21 protein-coding genes and 1 pseudogene are annotated in these 19,165 nt (G+C 60.4%); 15 read left to right on the top strand and 7 right to left on the bottom strand.

The window, feature by feature from the left end:
• Positions 1-95 precede the first annotated feature (95 nt).
• Positions 96-926 (top strand): undecaprenyl-diphosphate phosphatase, encoded by an 831-nt coding sequence (locus NP552_RS01795; RefSeq protein ID WP_054914658.1) that lies wholly within the window; start codon positions 96-98, stop codon positions 924-926.
• Position 927: 1 nt separating this feature from the next.
• Positions 928-1,329 (top strand): DUF1294 domain-containing protein, encoded by a 402-nt coding sequence (locus tag NP552_RS01790; protein WP_236066268.1) that lies wholly within the window; start codon positions 928-930, stop codon positions 1,327-1,329.
• Positions 1,330-1,392: 63 nt separating this feature from the next.
• Here NP552_RS01790 and NP552_RS01785 read toward each other — a convergent pair whose 3' ends face one another.
• Positions 1,393-1,752: an MmcQ/YjbR family DNA-binding protein gene (locus NP552_RS01785; RefSeq protein WP_043861467.1), complete on the bottom strand. Its 360-nt coding sequence runs from the start codon at positions 1,750-1,752 to the stop codon at positions 1,393-1,395.
• Positions 1,745-2,653: a LysR substrate-binding domain-containing protein gene (locus NP552_RS01780; RefSeq protein WP_043861502.1), complete on the bottom strand. Its 909-nt coding sequence runs from the start codon at positions 2,651-2,653 to the stop codon at positions 1,745-1,747. The genes NP552_RS01785 and NP552_RS01780 overlap by 8 nt, the downstream gene beginning before the upstream one ends.
• A 128-nt stretch (positions 2,654-2,781) precedes the next feature.
• Between NP552_RS01780 and NP552_RS01775 the strand changes: the two genes are divergently transcribed.
• Both NP552_RS01775 and NP552_RS01770 read left to right on the top strand, forming a co-directional pair.
• Complete coding sequence (locus NP552_RS01775) at positions 2,782-3,393, top strand: FMN-dependent NADH-azoreductase (RefSeq protein WP_078480392.1); 612 nt, start codon at positions 2,782-2,784, stop codon at positions 3,391-3,393.
• 133 nt (positions 3,394-3,526) lie between these two features.
• On the top strand, positions 3,527-4,558 hold the full coding sequence (locus tag NP552_RS01770; RefSeq protein WP_078480393.1) for an alpha/beta hydrolase family protein: 1,032 nt from the start codon (positions 3,527-3,529) through the stop codon (positions 4,556-4,558).
• Here NP552_RS01770 and NP552_RS01765 read toward each other — a convergent pair.
• From NP552_RS01765 to NP552_RS25920, 3 genes and pseudogenes are all read right to left on the bottom strand, one after another.
• Positions 4,552-5,745, bottom strand: coding sequence for an MFS transporter (locus NP552_RS01765; RefSeq protein WP_078480394.1), 1,194 nt, complete (start codon positions 5,743-5,745; stop codon positions 4,552-4,554). The two genes, NP552_RS01770 and NP552_RS01765, sit on opposite strands and share 7 nt — an antisense overlap.
• Positions 5,746-5,916: 171 nt before the next feature.
• On the bottom strand, positions 5,917-7,503 hold the full coding sequence (locus tag NP552_RS01760; protein ID WP_043861471.1) for an ABC-F family ATPase: 1,587 nt from the start codon (positions 7,501-7,503) through the stop codon (positions 5,917-5,919).
• 71 nt (positions 7,504-7,574) lie between these two features.
• Positions 7,575-7,886: pseudogene (locus NP552_RS25920) on the bottom strand (integrase).
• A gap of 225 nt (positions 7,887-8,111) precedes the next feature.
• Here NP552_RS25920 and NP552_RS01755 point away from each other — a divergent pair.
• The 8 genes from NP552_RS01755 to NP552_RS01720 all read left to right on the top strand — a co-directional run bounded on the left by NP552_RS01755 (position 8,112) and on the right by NP552_RS01720 (position 16,910).
• Positions 8,112-8,282: a hypothetical protein gene (locus NP552_RS01755; RefSeq protein ID WP_167400192.1), complete on the top strand. Its 171-nt coding sequence runs from the start codon at positions 8,112-8,114 to the stop codon at positions 8,280-8,282.
• 340 nt (positions 8,283-8,622) lie between these two features.
• On the top strand, positions 8,623-8,964 hold the full coding sequence (locus NP552_RS01750; protein ID WP_054914555.1) for a hypothetical protein: 342 nt from the start codon (positions 8,623-8,625) through the stop codon (positions 8,962-8,964).
• A gap of 100 nt (positions 8,965-9,064) precedes the next feature.
• Entirely contained in the window at positions 9,065-10,321 is a 1,257-nt protein-coding gene (locus NP552_RS01745; RefSeq protein ID WP_043861473.1) for a TolC family protein, read from the top strand.
• The gene (locus NP552_RS01740; RefSeq protein ID WP_274096336.1) at positions 10,318-11,802 is read left to right on the top strand and encodes an efflux RND transporter periplasmic adaptor subunit; all 1,485 of its coding nucleotides are present in this window, start codon (positions 10,318-10,320) and stop codon (positions 11,800-11,802) included. The genes NP552_RS01745 and NP552_RS01740 overlap by 4 nt, the downstream gene beginning before the upstream one ends.
• Positions 11,799-14,957 (top strand): efflux RND transporter permease subunit, encoded by a 3,159-nt coding sequence (locus NP552_RS01735; protein WP_058540155.1) that lies wholly within the window; start codon positions 11,799-11,801, stop codon positions 14,955-14,957. The genes NP552_RS01740 and NP552_RS01735 overlap by 4 nt, the downstream gene beginning before the upstream one ends.
• Positions 14,954-15,304 carry a copper-binding protein gene (locus NP552_RS01730; protein ID WP_078480399.1) on the top strand — a complete coding sequence of 117 codons (351 nt, stop codon included), beginning with the start codon at positions 14,954-14,956 and terminating at the stop codon, positions 15,302-15,304. The genes NP552_RS01735 and NP552_RS01730 overlap by 4 nt, the downstream gene beginning before the upstream one ends.
• 116 nt (positions 15,305-15,420) lie before the next feature.
• Positions 15,421-15,708 (top strand): hypothetical protein, encoded by a 288-nt coding sequence (locus tag NP552_RS01725; protein WP_274096335.1) that lies wholly within the window; start codon positions 15,421-15,423, stop codon positions 15,706-15,708.
• A gap of 143 nt (positions 15,709-15,851) precedes the next feature.
• The gene (locus NP552_RS01720; protein ID WP_043861477.1) at positions 15,852-16,910 is read left to right on the top strand and encodes a linear amide C-N hydrolase; all 1,059 of its coding nucleotides are present in this window, start codon (positions 15,852-15,854) and stop codon (positions 16,908-16,910) included.
• A 263-nt stretch (positions 16,911-17,173) separates the two neighbouring features.
• Here the strand turns inward: NP552_RS01720 and NP552_RS01715 are convergent, their stop codons facing one another.
• Positions 17,174-17,308 carry a hypothetical protein gene (locus NP552_RS01715; protein WP_274096334.1) on the bottom strand — a complete coding sequence of 45 codons (135 nt, stop codon included), beginning with the start codon at positions 17,306-17,308 and terminating at the stop codon, positions 17,174-17,176.
• A gap of 196 nt (positions 17,309-17,504) precedes the next feature.
• Here NP552_RS01715 and NP552_RS01710 point away from each other — a divergent pair, with 196 nt between their 5' ends.
• The 3 genes from NP552_RS01710 (at position 17,505) to NP552_RS01700 (ending at position 18,511) form a co-directional block, all read left to right on the top strand.
• Positions 17,505-18,020, top strand: a complete 516-nt coding sequence (locus tag NP552_RS01710; RefSeq protein WP_043861503.1) for a DUF4142 domain-containing protein — start codon at positions 17,505-17,507, stop codon at positions 18,018-18,020.
• Positions 18,021-18,102: 82 nt separating this feature from the next.
• Positions 18,103-18,297 carry a hypothetical protein gene (locus NP552_RS01705; protein WP_054914550.1) on the top strand — a complete coding sequence of 65 codons (195 nt, stop codon included), beginning with the start codon at positions 18,103-18,105 and terminating at the stop codon, positions 18,295-18,297.
• A gap of 40 nt (positions 18,298-18,337) precedes the next feature.
• Positions 18,338-18,511: a hypothetical protein gene (locus NP552_RS01700; protein WP_167400191.1), complete on the top strand. Its 174-nt coding sequence runs from the start codon at positions 18,338-18,340 to the stop codon at positions 18,509-18,511.
• 47 nt (positions 18,512-18,558) lie between these two features.
• Here the strand turns inward: NP552_RS01700 and NP552_RS01695 are convergent, their stop codons facing one another.
• Positions 18,559-19,161 (bottom strand): helix-turn-helix domain-containing protein, encoded by a 603-nt coding sequence (locus tag NP552_RS01695; RefSeq protein WP_043861479.1) that lies wholly within the window; start codon positions 19,159-19,161, stop codon positions 18,559-18,561.
• Positions 19,162-19,165 lie beyond the last annotated feature (4 nt).

Here is a 19,165-nt window from a genome sequence, read left to right as displayed (position 1 = left end):
GTTTTGCGACGGAGTGTCGCCGTAATATGCCCGGTTTCGGGCAATCAAATAACGAATGATGAGACCTGCCAGCGGCAATGTCTTACGGGGGAATGATGGATTTTTGGACCGCCATGCAGGCTGTGATTCTCGGCATCGTCGAGGGTCTGACGGAATTTTTGCCCATTTCGAGTACCGGTCACCAGATCGTGGTCGCCGACCTGATCGACTTTGGCGGCGAACGCGCGATGGCGTTCAACATCATCATCCAGCTGGGCGCGATCCTGGCGGTGGTGTGGGAATTTCGCCGCAAGATCCTGGACGTGGTGGTGGGCCTGCCCCGCCAGGCCCGGGCCCAGCGCTTCACCCTCAACCTGCTGATCGCCTTCATGCCCGCCGTGGTGCTGGGCGTGCTGTTCGCCGACCTGATCCATGAGTACCTGTTCAACCCGATCACGGTGGCGGTGGCCCTGGTGGTGGGCGGGGTGATCATGCTGTGGGCCGAGCGCCGCCAGCACGTGGTGCGTGCCGAGGAGGTCGATGACATGCGCTGGACCGATGCGCTGAAGATCGGCTGCGCGCAGTGCCTGGCAATGATTCCAGGGACTTCGCGGTCGGGCTCGACGATCATCGGCGGGCTGTTGTTCGGCCTGTCGCGCAAGGCCGCCACCGAGTTCTCGTTCTTTCTGGCGATGCCGACCATGGTCGGGGCGGCGGTGTTCTCGGGCTACAAGTACCGTGACCTGTTCCAGCCGGATGACTTCCCGGTGTTCGCCATCGGCTTTGTGGTGTCGTTCATCTTCGCGATGATTGCGGTGCGCGGCTTGCTCAAGTTCATCGCCAGCCACAGCTACGCGGTGTTTGCCTGGTACCGTATCGCATTTGGCCTGGTGATCCTGGCGACCTGGCAGTTCGGCTGGGTCGACTGGGCCGTGGCGCACGGCTGAGATGGCCCGCATCGAAACGCGCCCGCCCATGCGCCACCTGCGCCTCAAGTTGCTGGCATTCGTGGCCCTGTGCCTGCTGCCGGTGCTGGGCGCACTGAAGCTGGGTGTGGGCACAGGCAACTGGTTGTGGCTGGCGGCCTATGGGCTGGCGAGCCTTGGCTGTTTCGGGCTGTATGGCTACGACAAGCGTCAGGCGCGCGGCCAGGGGCAGCGTACCCCCGAGAAGGTGCTGCATGCCTGCGAACTGGTCGGTGGCTGGCCAGGCGCGCTGCTGGCGCAGCAGGTGTTCCGGCACAAGACACGCAAGTTGTCCTATCAGCTGGTGTTCTGGGTGATCGTGCTGGGGCATCAGGTGTTCTGGGCCGACTACCTGTTTCTTGCCGGGCGATTGTTCGGGTTCTAGAGCGCTTTCGCCGGCAAGGTCGGCGCCTTCAGGGGCCGGCCTTGCCGGCGAAAGCCATCGGCCTCAGAGCAGCAGCCCGACCTGTACGCGCTTGGGCAATCGCCGCACCACCAGTTGATGCGAGCGGCGCAGCAACTCTTCCAGTTCCCCACGCCCCATCGCATAAGGCTGCGCCACACTGATCCAGTGTGCCCGCGCCAGGTACGGCGCCGGTCGCACCCCGGGGCGGTCCACGTAGCCCAGGAACAGCTCGGTGTCGACCTTGAACGACAAGCCTGCACCCGCCAGGTCCATCACCGCGAACATCTTGTTGCCGGCCACCGAGAACACCCGCACGCCACCCCATTTGTAATCTTCCTGCACACCGGGCAGGCCCAGGCAGAATGCCGCCACCTGTGCCTCGGTCATTTTTCGCTCAGACATAACGCTCTCCGCATTCCTCGAACGAGGCTACCAGGTGATCGATCCACGCCCTGACCGCCGGCAGCACGCCGCGCCGGTGCGGGTACACCGCCTGCAGGTAACCGCCCGGCAGTGACCAGCCCGGCAGCAGGCGTACCAGTTCGCCGCGCTGCAGTTCGGCCTCGCAGTGCATGATAGGCAGCGTGGTGAAGCCCAGGCCCGCCAGGGTGGCGGCCTTGCGCACCACGAAGTCGTCGATGGCCAGGCGCGCTTCCAGGGTCAGGTCCTGCTTGTGGCCCTGCTCGTCGAGCAGGCGCAGGTGCACCAGGCGGTCGGCCTCGACCGCGCCCAGTACCGGCACCCTGGCCAGGTCGGCAGGGGAGCTGACAGGGTGCCGGGCGGCAAACTCAGGTGCGGCCACCAGCAGCATCTGCGCCTGGCGCAGGCGACGGGTGACCAGCGCCGGGTCTTCGTCGCCCAGGTCGCGCACACGCAGGGCTACGTCGATGCCCTCGGTGATCAGGTCGACGCGGCGGTTGAGCAGCACCATGTCCAGCTGTACCTGCGGGTACTGCTGCAAAAATGCGCTGATCACGCCGGGCAGGAACTCATGGGCCAGGCCCACCGGGCACGACACCCGCAAGCGCCCGCGCGGTTCGCTGGTCATGCTGGCCACCGCCTCGTCGGCCATCTCGGCCTCCAGCAGCATGGCCTGGCAATGGCGCAGGTAGCGCTCGCCCACGGCGGTGAGCTTGAGTTGCCGGGTGGTGCGCTGCAGCAGACGCGTGCCCAGGCGCTCCTCCAGTTCGGCAATGCGCCGCGACAGCCTGGATTTGGGCACACCGAGCAGACGCCCGGCCGCCGCGAAGCCGCCGGCCTCCACCACGCGGGCGAAATAGAACAGATCGTTGAGGTCTTGCATGCCGGTCATGGGCATTGTCCTGCCAGTGGGACGAAGAAGTGCGAATTTGCGATCTTATCAGCTATTGGCTATCCCGGTAGCATCCTCCCCATCGTGATCGCCAGCCGATCCTAATTCAGGAGAGCCCCATGAAACTGTTGCACATCGATTCCAGCATCCTCGGCGACAACTCCGCTTCTCGCCAGCTCAGCCAGCGCGTGGTCGCCGCCTGGCAAGCGGCAGAACCTTCGGCGCAGGTGGTCTACCGGGACCTGGCCGCCGATGCCATCAGCCATTTCTCGGCCGCGACCCTGGTTGCCGCCGGCACGCCTGACGAACTGCGCGATGCGGCGCAGCAACATGAAGCCAGGCTCAGCAGTGAAACCCTCCAGGAGTTTCTGGCGGCCGATGCGGTGGTGATCGCGGCGCCCATGTACAACTTCACCGTTCCGACCCAGCTCAAGGCCTGGATCGACCGCATTGCCGTCGCCGGCCAGACCTTCCGCTACACCGAAGCCGGGCCTGAAGGCCTGTGCGGCAACAAGAAGGTGATCGTGGTGTCGACCTCCGGCGGCCTGCACGTCGGCCAGCCGACCGGTGTGGCCCACGAGGAATTCCTCAAGGTGTTCCTGGGCTTTATCGGCGTCACCGACGTCGAGTTCGTTCGCGCCCATGGCCTGGCCTACGGCGACGAGCACCGCAGCAATGCCATGCAGGCCGCCCAGGCGCAGATCGACAGCGAGCTGTTCGCGGCTGCCTGAGCCCCTGTCGAAAAGCCGACTTGCGGTCACCCCGCAAGTCGGCTTTTTCATGCACCTTTCATCCAGCCCGGCCTGGCCCGCTCTATGCTTGCCAGTACCGGTCACAGGTGCGGGCCGGGCAGGGTGAGCAACGATGCGGTGGGTTCGAACATTTTTGATGCTGGTGCTGTGGGGCTGCTGCCTGCTGGTGCAGGCCGAGCCCGCGCAGCACTGGAGAGTCGGCTTGCATCGCATGGCTGTGACCGACCCGGTGGACGGCCAGCCGATGCAGGCGCTGGCGTTCTACCCATCCAGCGACGCCGCCCGGTGGCATCAGGTCGACGGCTATCGGGTCCACGTGGCCGAAGAAGGCGCGGTGGTAATGGGCCGCTTCCCGTTGCTGATGTTGTCCCATGGCAATACCGGCACGCCACTGGCGCTGCATGACCTGGCCAGCGCCCTGGCACGCCGGGGCTTCGTGGTGGTGGCGGTGGTGCACCCGGGAGACAACGCCCGCGATCACAGCCGGCTTGGCACCCTGAGCAACCTCTATGGCCGGCCCCTGCAGATCAGTGCCGCCTTGACCGCGACCCTTGCCGATCCGTTGCTTGCACCTTACGTCAGCGACGGGCAGGTAGGCATGATCGGTTACTCGGCCGGTGGCGAGACGGCGTTGATCCTGTCCGGTGCCCGACCAGACCTGCAACGCCTGCGCCGCTACTGCCAGCAGAACCCGCTGGACGCCGATGCCTGCAAGGCTCACGGGGTGCTGGTGGCAGACCGTGACGACCTGCTGCCCCACGCCGACCCCAGGGTGCGTTCATTGCTGCTGATGGCGCCGTTGAGCCTGATGTTCGGACGCCACGCGCTGGCCGATGTGAAGGTGCCCGCGCTGATCTACAGCGGCGACCGCGACCAGTTGCTGGCCATCGACAAGAATGCCCAGGCACTGGCGCGCAAACTGCCGATCACCCCCAACTACCGACTGCTGGCGGGTGCCGGGCACTTCGTGTTCATGGCCCCGTGCGACGCATCCCAGCTGCAGCACATGGCCACGCTGTGCACCGATGCCGAAGGGGTGGACCGCGCCGGCATACACCTGTCGTTGCAGGCCGAAGCCACGCGCTTCTTCACCCGCACCCTGGGGGGCGCCGAGCGTGTCGGCCTGAGTGCGGTCGATCACTGAGCCGTGGCGCGGCGCAACAGCACCAGGGTCAGGCCCACGCCGGCCAGTGACAGCAGCGCCGCCACACAGAAGATCGAGGCGTAGCCCAGGTGCGCAGCGATGGCGCCCATCACCGGGCCGGCAATCGCCAGGGCCAGGTCGAAGAACACCGCGTAGGCCCCCAGCCCGGCGCCGCGGCTGGAACTGGGCACCTGCTTGATCGCCTCGACCCCCAGTGCCGGGTACACCAGTGACAGGCCGAAGCCGCTCAGCCCCGCGCCGACCAACGCCAGCAGCGGTGACGGCGCCAGCCACAACAATGCCAGCCCCAGGGCCTCGACGCCCATGCAGGCAATTGCCACGCGGTAGCCGCCCCACTGGTTGACCGCGTTCACGAACATCAGCCGCGACAGGATGAAGCACACGCCGAAGGCGCTCAGGCACAGGGCGGCGCCGCTCCAGCCGCGTTCTATATAGAAGAGCGTGACGAAGGTGGTCAGCGTGCCATAGCCGATGGAGGCCAGGGTAAGGCCCACGCCGCACGGTGCCACCCGCGCGAAGGCGGCCCAGAACGGCAGGCGCACGCCACGCACCACCGGCACCGAGGGCTTGTTGCGTATCACCAGTAGCGCCGCTGCCGCCAGCGCGGTCAGGCTCAGGCCCAGGGTGGCGAAGTTCAGTTCGCTGGCCACGATCACCCCCAGCGGTGCACCGATGGCGATGGCGCCATAGGAGGCGATACCGTTCCAGGAAATCACCCGCGCGGTGTGTTCGGCGCCCACCTGGCCGATGCCCCAGCTCAGGGTGCCCACGCCAATCAGGCCCTGCGCGATGCCCAGGGCCACCCGTGCAGCCAGCAGCACCGCCAGGCTCATCACTGGCAGGTGCACGGCCAGTGCCGATGCCCAGGTCAGCACGCCGCTCAGCGCGATGCCCAGCAGCCCGTAGATGATCGCGCGCTTGGTCCCCAGGCTGTCGGCCAGGCGTCCGGCCATGGGGCGGCTGAGCAGGGTGGACAGGTATTGCAGGCCGATGGTGATGCCGGCGATGACCGCGCTGAACCCCAGGGTGTCATGCACGTGGCTGGGCAGCACCGCGATCGGCAGGCCGATGCAGAGGAAGGCGATGAAGGTGTAGAAGACGATCGACAGTATCTGTCGGGTAACCGACTCGTTACTAAGTGCAGCAGAAGGGGGCGGGGCAGACATGGGGCTCGTTCGCAGGCAAGCGGTTGGAGGCGACCATGATGGCGGGAGCGGGCAGGAAAAGAAAGCAGGCTAACGAACAAGCTGTGGCCAGCAAGGCCGGCCCCCACCCGGGTCGCGAAAACCACGCACCCTGCAGGAGCCGGCCTTGCCGGCGAAGCTTGTGTACGACGTTTAGATCAACACACCCTGGCTGCGCAGGTAGTCGTCATAGGTACCGCTGAAGTCGATCACGCCGCTGGGGCTCAGCTCGATGATGCGGGTGGCCAGCGAGGACACGAACTCGCGATCGTGGCTGACGAACAGCAGCGTGCCCGGGTAGTTTTCCAGCGCCAGGTTGAGCGCCTCGATCGATTCCATGTCCAGGTGGTTGGTCGGTTCGTCCATCACCAGTACGTTGGGCTTTTGCAGAATCAGCTTGCCGAACAGCATGCGGCCTTGCTCGCCACCGGAGATCACCTTCACCGACTTGAGGATCTCGTCGTTGGAGAACAGCATGCGCCCCAGAGTGCCGCGGATGATCTGCTCGCCCTGCGTCCACTGGCCCATCCAGTCGAACAGGCTCAGGTCCTCTTCGAAATCGTGGGCGTGGTCCTGGGCGTAGTAGCCCACTTCGGCGCTTTCGGTCCATTTCACCTCGCCGGCATCCGGGGTCAGCTCGCCGACCAGGGTGCGCAGCAGGGTGGTCTTGCCGATACCGTTGGGGCCGATGATCGCCACGCGCTCGCCGGCTTCGACGGTGAAGCTGAAGTTCTTGAACAGGGTCTTGCCGTCGAAGCCCTTGGACATCTTCTCGATGGTCACGGCCTGGCGGTGCAGTTTCTTGGTCTGCTCGAAGCGGATGAACGGGCTGACGCGGCTCGATGGCTTGACCTCGGCCAGCTGGATCTTGTCGATCTGCTTGGCGCGCGAGGTGGCCTGCTTGGCCTTGGATGCGTTGGCCGAGAAGCGGCTGACGAAGGTCTGCAGCTCGGCGATCTGGGCCTTCTTCTTGGCGTTGTCCGACAGCAGTTGCTCGCGCGACTGGGTGGCGGCGGTCATGTACTCGTCGTAGTTGCCCGGGAACAGACGCAGCTCGCCGTAGTCCAGGTCAGCCATGTGGGTGCACACGCTGTTGAGGAAGTGACGGTCGTGGGAAATGATGATCATGGTGCTGTTACGCGCCGTGAGGATGCTTTCCAGCCAGCGGATGGTGTTGATGTCCAGGTGGTTGGTCGGCTCGTCGAGCAGCAGCACTTCAGGGTCGGAGAACAGTGCCTGGGCCAGCAGCACACGCAGTTTCCAGCCTGGGGCGACTTCGGTCATGGGGCCGAAATGCTGTTCGAGGGGAATACCCAGGCCCAGCAGCAGTTCACCGGCGCGGGATTCGGCGGTGTAGCCGTCCATCTCGGCGAATTCGGTTTCCAGCTCGGCGACGGCCATGCCGTCGTCTTCGGTCATTTCCGGCAGCGAGTAGATACGATCGCGCTCGGCCTTGACCCGCCACAGTTCCTCGTGGCCCATGATCACGGTATCGATCACGGTGAATTCTTCGTAGGCGAACTGGTCCTGGCGCAGCTTGCCCAGGCGCACGTTCGGCTCGAGCATCACCTGGCCGGCCGACGGCTCCAGGTCGCCGCCGAGGATTTTCATGAAGGTCGACTTGCCACAGCCGTTGGCGCCGATCAGGCCGTAGCGGTTGCCATTGTTGAACTTGACCGAGACGTTCTCGAACAAGGGCTTGGCGCCAAACTGCATGGTGATGTTAGCGGTAGAAATCAAGTGCTTATCCTGCGGGGTGTCCAGAGGTGTGTTTAGGTGCCGCCGACCTTTTGGGGCCGATTTCGGGCCCGTCAGATACGGGACGGCAGCTTCTCCAGCTCCTTCCAATCCGAGGAGGAGCTGATCCATTTTGCGTAGGTAGAGAGCAACATCTCGACGCTGTGGCCGAGTTGGTTCGCGATGAACGCAGGGTTCATCCCAGCCATTAGGCACATGGTTGCGTAGGTGTGGCGCGTGTCGTACTGCCGACGTTCACGGATGCCCAGCGCCTTGAGCGCGAGCTTGAAGTGCCTGATTGTAACACCTGCCTGCCTGATCTACATCCCGCCTTTACCCGGCTGGAACACAAAAGGACTGGTGGGAGTGGCTGATTTCGATGCCATTTTGCGCAAACCCGGTACCACGGCCTGTTGCTCCCCAGCGTGCTCATCCCCGGGTTTCTTCCTTTTTGCCCGCATGCTTGTCTGCGGGCCGCTACTGCCGTCGTCCTTGCACGCCGCCGCAGCGGCCCGGCCAGTTCTTCGTTTGCCACGGCAACAGCTCTCCAGGCCCGCGCCTTTCGGCGGACTGATGTGTTATAAAAAAGTATGTCAAACAGGAGGTTAGATATGGCCAATAAAGCCAAACCGTTCTACTACGCTGCGGCGCCACTGATTGCGATCGGCGCTGCGTTCGCCGCAGTCGGCGCCTCTGGGCAAGCTGCTTTTGGCTACACCGCGGTCGGCTTTCTGGTGCCTGGTGTAGTGCTGCTCATTACCGGATATCGCCAGCGGGCTTGACGTGTGCGGTGGGGTCAAGCTGCAGGCACAGGCATACACATAGGTGCCTCAGTGAAAATACTCAACGCGGACTATCGAGCGAGCCTTGAATAGGGAGGCCCTGCCTGAAGCGAAAACTCTTGTTCCAGGCATCTACCCCAGACAATAGGGGGGCGTGATTCCAAGAGAGCCCTTACGGAACTGCCTCGCAATGCCTGTCTCGGCCAAATTGTTAATTTTTTTCGCGTAATACTGGCTTAATTTTTAAAAGGCTTGATTGCCTGCTTTGGAGGTTGACGACATTTTTTTGATGATCAGTGCCCAATTGTAAGAGCCATTTTCAGCGAATACACTCCAGACCATGAAACGCTACCTGCGGTTTTGTCTCATCTTCTTGATCAGCCTGGCGCTTCCCCTCAGTGGGATGGCGGGGGTTCAGGCACCGACAGAACCTTGCCCGATGAAGACCATGGGTATGGCTATGATGGACGACATGGGCATGGATTGTTGCAACGACATGAAAAGCCCTGTCGAACACGGCAAACCTTGCAAGCCGGGCCAGGAGTGCAAGTCGGGCGGTATGTTGCAAGTCTCAATCTTCAAGCCTCCTGTGACCGTGTTCAGCCCCGTAGTGCTTTCCCTCATCAGCGATTCTCTGCCTGTACAGACCCCGTCCGGGGTATGGCGACCGCCACGCGTTTGATTCCTTTCCAACATTAAGCCTCATTCCGCATTAGCGGGATGGACTAGCTGCGCGCGTTCCATTTTTTCGCGTGCAGTGGATGATCACAGGAATCGTAAACATGAACTCCAAGTGCAATTGCACAGGCTGGTCTCTTATGGCCGGCTTGGCGGCAAGCGTGCTGGCATTGCCGAGCTTCGCTGCGCCATTGACGCTCGATGAAGCTCTGCGTCTGGCCGAAAACAATGCGCCGTCGCTGACCGCACAAGATGCCAAAATTCAAGCTGCCAGCAGTGCAGCTATTCCAGCCGGTGAATTACCTGATCCCAAGCTGCTGATGGGCGTGCAGAACTATCCCATTGGGGGCCCGGATCGCTGGAGCATCGACCAAGACTTCATGACCATGCAAATGGTCGGGGTCAGACAGGAGATGCCCAACAGCGACAAGCGCAAAGCGCGGATTGAGGTCGCCGATGCAGCTATTGATCGCGCCTCTGCGGAGCGTCGAGTCGAACGTCTGAAGGTACGCCAGTCCACGGCATTGGCCTGGATCAGTAGTTACTCGGTTGAGCGCAAAGATGCACTGTTTCAGGACTTCTACAAAGAAAATCTCCTGCTAGCCGATACTGTACGGGCTCAGATTGCCGGTGGCCGCGCTCAACCTGCTGACGCGGTGACACCCAAACAAGAAGCAGCCAAACTGGCAGAACAACAGGACGATCTGACTCTCCAAAGAGCGCAAGCACAAGCGGCTCTCAAACGCTGGATTGGTTCTGCCGCTAACGACAAGCCTGTGGGTAGTTTTCCTGAATGGCCGGTCGACACCTCAGGCTACTCCCATAGGCTGCAACACCATCCCGAGTTGGCTGCGTTTGCACCGATGACCCGCGAAGCGCAGGCCAAGGTTCGGGAAGCCGTATCAGAGAAGCAGTCGGACTGGAGCTGGGAAGTGGATTACCAGCATCGTGGCCGTGAGTTCGGCGATATGGTCAGCGTGCAATTTTCTTGGGATTTACCTCTGTTTCCTGACTCGCGCCAAACCCCCAAAATCGCTGCCAAGCAGGCTGAACTCAGCCAGCTCGAGGCCGAGCGCGAAGCCCTGTCACGCGAGCACACTCAGCAATTGGAGAGCGAACTGGCCGACTATGAGCGCCTGAATCGTGCGGTACGTCGAAATCAGGAAAGCCTGTTGCCTCTGGCCAAGGAAAAGGTCGAACTCAGTATGGCGAGTTATCGGTCGGGCAAAGGCGATTTGAGCGCCGTGGTTGCCGCCCGACGTGAACTCGTCGAAGCGCGCCTCAAACAGATCGACGTGGAGGAGCAACGAGCGCTGACCAGTGCGCGCCTGTATTTCGCTTATGGGGAGACCAGCCAATGAGCCTAAAAAAATGGAGTGGGTCATTGGTGATAGGCATCTCGTTGGCATTGGGTGTAGCCGGTGGGTACTGGTTCGCTCATCTGCGCATGAGCGAAGTGCCAAGTACCGTTCCAGAGCAGAGCCTCAATTCTCCAAACGAGCGGAAAGCCCTGTATTGGTACGATCCCATGTACCCGCAACAAAAATTCGACAAGCCGGGTAAATCCCCCTTCATGGACATGCAGTTGGTTCCCCAGTACGCCAGCGGTGCAGGGGATCGGGCAACTGTGAGTATTGATCCGAGCTTGACTCAAAATCTCGGGCTGCGTTTTGCGACCGTCACCCGTGGTGTCCTGGATTCCAGCCTCAATGTGACAGGCATCCTGGCGTTCAACGAGCGTGATGTCGCGGTGATTCAGGCTCGCACCAGTGGTTTTGTGGAGCGGGTCTACGCCCATGCTCCCGGTGACGTGCTCAAGGCCAACGCGGCATTGGCGGATATCCTAGTGCCAGAGTGGGCAGCCGCCCAGACGGAGTTCCTTGCCCTGAAACGCAGCGGGGATGCTGAGCTACTGGCTGCGGCCCGCCAACGATTACTGCTCACGGGAATGCCAGCGGCACTGATCACTCAGGTCGGGCGTAGTGGCAAGGTTCAGCCTTACTTGACGCTCACCAGCCCTATAGGTGGTGTGCTGCAAGAATTGAATGTTCGTGCAGGCATGACCGTGGCGATTGGCGATACTCTGGCACGTGTGAACGGCTTGAGCAGTATCTGGCTGGCCGTGGCCATTCCAGAATCGGAAGCCGGAACTCTCACCGTAGGACAGACCGTCGAAGCGCGCCTGCCTGCCTTTCCGGGAACAACACTCAATGGCAAGGTCAGCGCGATTTTGCCCGAGACCAACTCGGACAGTCGCACAATTCGTGTGCGGGTGGAGCTGCCCAATCCTGACGGTCACCTGAGACCAGGTCTGTCGGCGGAGGTACGTCTGAACCGCTCGACCGAGCAGAGTGTCCTGTGGGTGCCAAGCGAGGCCGTCATTCGCACTGGTCGACGTGCTCTGGTGATGCTCGCCGCAGGCGCGGGTCGCTACCGTCCTGTGGAGATCCAACTTGGGCAGGAAAGCGATGGTAGAACGGCGATCCTGAAGGGCTTGGAAGAAGGTCAGAAGGTGGTTACGTCTGGCCAATTCCTGCTCGACTCGGAGGCCAGCCTTAAGGGCGTTGTCATAGGGGCGGAGGACGAGTCACCACCAGGTGCAGCAGGCTCCAGCTTACATGAAGCGGATGGGCAGATTGTTGAGATCAACGACAAAGAGGTCACTCTTGCCCATGGCCCTTTCAAGACGTTGGGCATGCCTGGTATGACGATGACTTTCCCGCTTGCCAAACCGGCACTGATGCAGGGACTTGAAACGGGTGACAAGGTTCGTATCGGAGTTACTCAAACCGATGATGGTTTGCGTGTGGATCGCTTGGATAAATCGGGGAGCCAGCCATGATCGCGGCCCTGATTCGTTGGTCAGTGGCCAACCGTATCCTAGTGCTACTGGCGACACTGTTCGTTACGGCTTGGGGCATTTGGTCGGTGCAGAGCACCCCTATAGACGCGCTGCCCGATCTCTCTGATGTACAGGTAATCATCCGTACACCTTACGCAGGCCAGGCGCCGCAGATTGTCGAGAACCAGGTCACCTATCCGTTAGCCACCACCATGCTCTCGGTGCCGGGTGCCAAGACGGTACGTGGTTACTCCTTCTTTGGTGATAGCTTCGTTTACGTGTTGTTCGAAGACGGCACTGACTTGTATTGGGCCCGTTCGCGGGTGCTGGAATACCTGAGCCAAATACAAAGTCGATTGCCTGCCAGTGCCAAGCCGGCGTTGGGGCCGGATGCGACAGGGGTGGGGTGGATCTATCAATATGCACTGGTAGATCGCAGTGGCGGACACGACCTGGCACAGCTTCGCGCTCTTCAGGACTGGTTCCTCAAGTTCGAACTCAAGACTTTGCCCAACGTTGCGGAAGTGGCTACCGTGGGAGGCATGGTAAAGCAGTACCAGGTGCAGCTCGATCCGCTCAAACTGGCCAGCCTCGGCATCACGCAAGTCGAGGTGAGCGAGGCTATCGGCAAAGCTAACCAGGAAACCGGTGGTGCCGTGTTGGAGATGGCAGAGACCGAGTTCATCGTGCGGGCGTCGGGCTATTTAAAGACACTTAATGACTTTCGAGCGATCCCGCTTAAGTTGGGTTCAGGCGGTGTGCCGGTTACCCTGGGTGATGTCGCCACGATTCAGTTAGGGCCGGAAATGCGCAGGGGCATCTCCGAACTCGACGGCGAAGGTGAGACCGTCGGTGGTGTGGTGATTTTGCGTAGCGGCAAGAATGCTCGCGAAACCATTGCAGCGGTCAAGACCAAGCTCGATGAACTGAAAAGCAGTCTGCCGGCTGGTGTGGAAATCGTCACCACCTACGACCGCAGCAAGCTGATCGACCGCGCTGTCGATAATCTCAGTCACAAGCTGATCGAGGAGTTCATCGTCGTCGCCTTGGTGTGCGGGATCTTCCTCTGGCACCTGCGCTCATCCCTGGTGGCGATTATCTCGTTACCGGTTGGTGTATTGATTGCCTTCATCGTTATGCGTTACCAGGGTATCAACGCCAACATCATGTCCTTGGGCGGAATAGCCATCGCCATTGGTGCCATGGTCGATGCTGCCGTAGTGATGATAGAAAACGCCCACAAGAAAATCGAGGCCTGGCACGCAGCCAATCCGGATGAGGAGCTAACGGGGGAGCGTCATTGGCATGTGATGACTGAAGCAGCGGCAGAGGTAGGCCCGGCACTTTTCTTCTGCCTATTGATCATCACCTTGTCGTTCATTCCGGTATTCACCCTTGAGGCTCAGGAAGGACGGCTGTTTGGCCCATTGGCGTTCACCAAGACCTACGCCATGGCCGCAGCGGCGGGATTGTCTGTGACTCTGGTGCCCGTGCTGATGGGCTACTGGATTCGAGGGCGAATACCCAATGAGCAGCAGAACCCGTTAAACCGTTGGCTGATCCGAATCTATCAGCCGGCTTTGGATATGGTCTTGCGTCGACCTAAGATCACATTGCTGTTGGCGCTACTGATTTTTGTCAGTGCGCTATGGCCAATGTCGCGCTTGGGTGGTGAGTTTCTTCCGCCGCTGGACGAGGGTGATCTGCTCTATATGCCTTCGGCTTTGCCGGGCTTGTCGGCACAGAAAGCAGCGCAATTGCTGCAACAGACCGACCGCCTGATCAAAACCGTGCCCGAAGTCGAACATGTCTTCGGTAAAGCGGGACGCGCGGAAACTGCCACCGACCCCGCGCCGCTAGAGATGTTCGAAACCACCATTCAATTCAAACCGCACGAGCTATGGCGTGCAGGCATGACCCAGGAAAAACTGGTGGAAGAACTGGATCGAGTGGTGCGAGTCCCTGGACTGACGAATATCTGGATACCACCGATTCGCAACCGTATCGACATGCTGGCCACTGGGATCAAGAGTCCCATCGGGGTGAAAGTTGCCGGCACCAACCTGACGGAGATCGACGCCGCTACTCAGGCGGTAGAGCGCGTTGCCAAGGGTGTGCCTGGTGTCAGTTCAGCTCTGGCTGAGCGCCTGACCGGTGGCCGTTACATCGACGTGGATATCGACCGCAAAGCCGCCGCGCGCTACGGGCTGAATATTGCCGATGTGCAGTCCATCGTGGCCGGTGCTATCGGTGGTGAAAACGTCGGGGAGACCATTGAAGGGCTCGCCCGTTTTCCGATCAGCGTGCGCTACCCACGGGAGTGGCGTGATTCGGTCGGCGCCTTGGAGCAATTGCCGATCTATACCCCGCTAGGGAGCCAGATCACCCTCGGCATAGTGGCGAAGGTCAAGGTCACGGATGGCCCACCGATGCTCAAGAGCGAAAACGCACGACCTTCGGGTTGGGTATACATCGATGTGCGTGGTCGAGACATTGCCTCGGTGGTCGCCGATCTGCGCCGAATCGTCAGTGAGCAGGTCAAGTTGCAGCCCGGAATGAGCCTGAGCTATTCAGGACAGTTTGAATTTCTCGAAAGGGCCAACGCACGACTCAAGCTGGTGGTGCCTGCCACGCTGCTGATCATCTTCGTGCTGCTCTATCTGACGTTCGCCCGCTTCGATGAGGCTCTGCTGATCATGGCCACGCTGCCATTCGCACTTACGGGCGGAGCATGGTTCCTCTATCTGCTGGGATTCAACCTATCGGTCGCCACCGGGGTCGGCTTTATCGCCTTGGCCGGTGTGTCCGCCGAGTTTGGTGTGATCATGCTGCTCTACCTGAAGAATGCCTGGGCCGAACGGGAAGACCTCGGCGACAGCACTGAGCGCGGGCTGGTGGCAGCGATTCGTGAAGGCGCTGTGCAGCGCGTTCGACCCAAGGCCATGACCGTGGCGGTCATTATTGCCGGTTTGCTGCCGATCCTGTTGGGCAGTGGCACTGGTAGCGAAGTGATGAGCCGCATTGCCGCGCCCATGGTCGGCGGCATGGTCACGGCCCCCTTGCTTTCCCTGTTTGTCATTCCGGCAGCCTATCGCCTGATGCGTCGCCGGCACCTCATCGTTGAACCGATCAAACCACAAGGAAAATTCGTATGAAACTGACCCTGATCGCAGCTGCCAGTACCGCGTTTATGTTTTCACTTTCTGCCTACTCGCAGGACATGCCGGGTATGAAAATGGATGGTATGGAGGGCATGAAGATGGAGCAGGAAACAAAACAGGCTCCAGTTGCTGACGCTGAGGGAACCATCAAGGCTATGGATACTTCGAAGCATACGGTGACCATCTCCCACGGAGCTGTGCCAGCGGTGCAATGGCCCCCAATGACTATGGCCTTTTCAGTGACGGAGGATCAGCTGGCAGGTCTGAAGGTCGGAGACCATGTATCGTTTTCCTTTAGGGTAAAGGATGGCAAAGCCGCAATCGTTTCCATTAAAAAATAAGACTGTAGCGATGAGAACTACCGGCACGCTCTGTCGTGCCGGTTTGGAAAGGCTGCCCTTGCTAAAATCCGCTATCTGTTCGTCGCCACAATTCGCGTATTTACCATGGACACCACGTGAACCATTTCTGTGAAAATGCGTGTGGTCTATGGACGCCGGAAACTTGCTCTAAACCCCGCCAACTGTTCATTCAAACTGATCTCCATGGGTTGACATCTTTCCTTTATATCGACGAAGCCTTCGCCGATCTGACGGGTATGACCGACCTGGACCAGCTCGGCCGGCGCATCCGCGCCCCGTGCAACCACAAAATGGAAAAACACCGAATCGACCCAAGTGGGGTAAGCCAAGGCTGCGGTACTTGTAAGCGAACGCTGTTTGTCCCCTCAAATCTTGATTTCTGATATGTCCGTGCTTTATTGGCTGATGTTTGTCGTCATTGACGATCAAACACTATTTGTCATTACCGAGCCAGGTGCTTGCACGTTCGCTTGAAGGCCTGGGCTCGCGCGTGTTGATAATCAGTTTGGTCAAGGAAATCAAAGGAATGAAACTTTCACCCGCAGCAAAAGGAATTGCACTGGCCCTGGTCGGTTTCTGTTCATCGATACCCGTGGTGCACGCCTGCACGCGGCTGGTTTTTCTTGGAGACAACCAACAGATCATAACGGCACGCTCAATGGACTGGGCGAAGGATGTGGAAACCAACCTGTGGGTGTTCCCCCAGGGCATGAAGCGCCACGGTGAGGCAGGCCCCAATTCGGTTACCTGGACGTCGAAGTACGGCAGTGTCATTGCGTCCGGCTACGATATTTCCACCACCGACGGCATCAACGAAGCCGGGTTGTCTGCAAACCTGCTGTGGCTGGTGGAATCAGAATATCCAGCACTCGAACAGGGCAAGCCAGGGCTCAGTATCTCGGCATGGGCTCAGTACGTATTGGATAACTTCAAGACCGTGGCTGAAGCGGTCGAGGCGCTCAAGGCCGAACCGTTTCATGTGGTGACATCCAAGGTTCCGAAGGAAACCCGCCTGGCAACGCTCCACCTTTCAATGTCCGATGCGTCGGGTGATAGCGCAATCGTTGAATATATCGATGGCAAGCAAGTCATTCACCACGACAGAAAATATCAAGTGATGACGAACTCGCCGAAGTTCGACGAGCAGTTGGAAATGTATGCTTATTGGCAAGGCATTGACGGAACACAGATGTTGCCTGGCACCAACCGCTCGCCTGATCGCTTTGCGCGTGCGTCCTTCTACGTAAATGCCGTGCCCAAGCATGAGGATGCGCGGCTGTCACTGGCCAGTGTGTTCAGTGTGATTCGCAACGTCTCGGTGCCGTACGGCATTACAACGCCAGATCAGCCCAATATCTCATCCACGCGCTGGCGGACCGTGGCGGACCATAAACACAAGCAGTATTTTTTCGAGTCCGCAGTCACGCCCAATACGTTCTGGGTTGACCTGAAGAAGCTGGACCTCAGCCAGAAAACCGGCAAGGTGAAAAAGCTGGACCTGGGCCCGAACCAGGCAAACGTGTATGCCGGCGAAGTGTCCGCGCGCTTCGAAGAGTCCGCACCGTTCAAATTCGAGGGGATTTGAATTGCACCAGCGACTTGATCCCTGACATTTACACTCAGGACGCAACAGCGCTCGCCTCGGCAATCATGAGGTCGAGCGCTTTTGTGTGCGTTGAACAAAAGGCGGCTCGGTCATCAGCCTGCCTGTGACAACCCAAATCCCAGACAAAGAAAAGCCCGCGATGGGGGGGAGCGGGCTTAAAGGTTTCTACTAGGAGCTGGGTCAACCATAAGCCTTCGAATGTGAAAGGCTTGTGAAAATTACGGGATTGGTCTGAATGATTGCTATTTCACCATGCAGGTCCAGCGATGATTGTGCCGGTAGGGCGCGCGCATGAAGGTGATGTCCGAGACGCGGGTCAGGCCGCGTTTGCGCAGGGCGTCGGTCAGTTGTACGAGTGTCTCTGCTTCGATAGTCATTGCTGTTACCTCGTCAGATTTACTGCGTTCATAGGTCTGGACCGGGCGGGTGTCGGGCTAATTCAATTTTTTTGCCCGTGTATCGACGACCGCCAACAGGCCAGGCAAAAAAGATGAACCACCCACGCCGCCACGCGCTCACATGAACAGCGGTACCTCAAACGCAGTTCCCGAAAAACAGAACGAGGATTTCATGATGAATACCCTGTTGCGAAGCAGCGCTTTTGCGCTGGCGTTTACCCTGGCAGGCGCGGTACACGCGGCCCAGGACGCCGACGATTTCGTGGAAGACGCCTCGGCCAAAGGCATCGCCGAAGTGGAAGCCGGCAAGCTGGCCCAGGAGAAGGGCAGTGCCAGCGACGTGAAAGCCTTTGCCGACATGATGGTCAAGGACCATACCGCAGCCAACGAGAAGCTCAAGGCCATCGCTGCCAGCAAAAAGCTGGAAGTCTCGGATGATGCCATGCTGATGGACAAGGCCAAGGCGATGATTCTGGAGCTGCGTAGCGCCAAGTCGTTCGACCAGGCCTATGCCAACAACCAGGTCAAGGCGCACGAGGCCACCATCGAGCTGTTCGAGAACTATGTGAAGGACGGCACCGATGCCGAGCTCAAGGCGTTCGCCGAGAAAACCCTGCCCACGCTGAAAGAGCATCTGACCAAGGCCAGGGCACTTGCCAGCGCACACGGCGGTGATGCAGCCCAGCCCTGAGTCAATGCCCGCTGGCCAGTGCGCAGGCGCTGGCCATTGGCAATGCAGTACGCACCGTTCCAGTCGTAGAGGAGAGGTGACGATGAACGACACGGACAAAAGGCAGGCGTTGCAGAACTGGCGACAGGCGTTGGTCCACGAGCATGCGTCACTGGACGCCGAGCAGCGTTACGACAAGGCGTTGATGGCCGCCGATGCACTCGAGGTGGCGGGCATCATCAGCAGTCGCGAGTGGCGCGAGCTGGTGAAGGAAGCCAATGCCTTTATCTTCCACTGAGGGGCGTTGCCAATGCCGGCAGTGCCTGGAGGTTAGCGTCATGAAACTGACCGCGTTGGCGTTGCTGGTCGCCAGCCTGTCGATGCTGCAAGGGTGCTTCAACGAGCCCGAGCATGTCGACAAGGATACCGATCGCAGCAAGTCTTCCCTGCAGATGCAAAAGCCCGACACGCCCCCTGCGGAGCCGGCGCCTCGGCAACCCCCCAACAACTAGCTTGAGCGAACGTGCGCCCCAGTCAGCCGAGGCTTGGGGCGCAGGGCTCAGAAGGTGGGCGGGGTGATCACCCAGATCACCACCGCATCCACTTCACCCGGGTTGCCGTACTTGTGCGGCTCCTGGCTGGAGAAGCTGAAGCTGTCGCCTTCACCGAGTTCGAAATGGCGATCCCCCACCCACAGCTCGAAGCGGCCGGACAGCACGTACCCGGCTTCTTCGCCCTCATGGCTGTAGCTCTGCTGGCTGTAGGTGCCCGGCGGAAAACGCGAGTGGAGCATCTCCAGTTCGCGGTTGGGTTGCGGGGTGAGCAACTGGTCGACGATGCCGTCTTCGTAATGCACGCTCAGTCGGCTCTGCCGGCGCACCACGTAGCCGCTGTCCTCGGGGGCGGTGACCGCCTCGCTGGCGAAGAACCACTGGATGGTCACGCCCAGGCTGCGGGCGATATTGAACAGTGCCGGTATCGAGGGGTACGACAGGTTGCGTTCCAGCTGGCTGATATAGCCGGCGGTCAGCTCGCTCTGTTGCGCAAGCTCGGTCAGGGTCATGCCGCGACGCTTGCGAAGCCCGCGAATGCGCGTGCCCAGAAAGTGCGGCGCGGCGCTGCCGTCCTCGGCGGTGGGCGGCAGCTTGCTGTTGTTGCTCATGGCG

It is taken from the genome of Pseudomonas sp. 8209, assembly GCF_028682105.1.
Lineage (GTDB): Bacteria > Pseudomonadota > Gammaproteobacteria > Pseudomonadales > Pseudomonadaceae > Aquipseudomonas > Aquipseudomonas palmensis.
The sequence above is the reverse complement of the archived record's forward strand: the minus strand, read 5'-3'. Positions and strand labels throughout refer to the sequence as shown.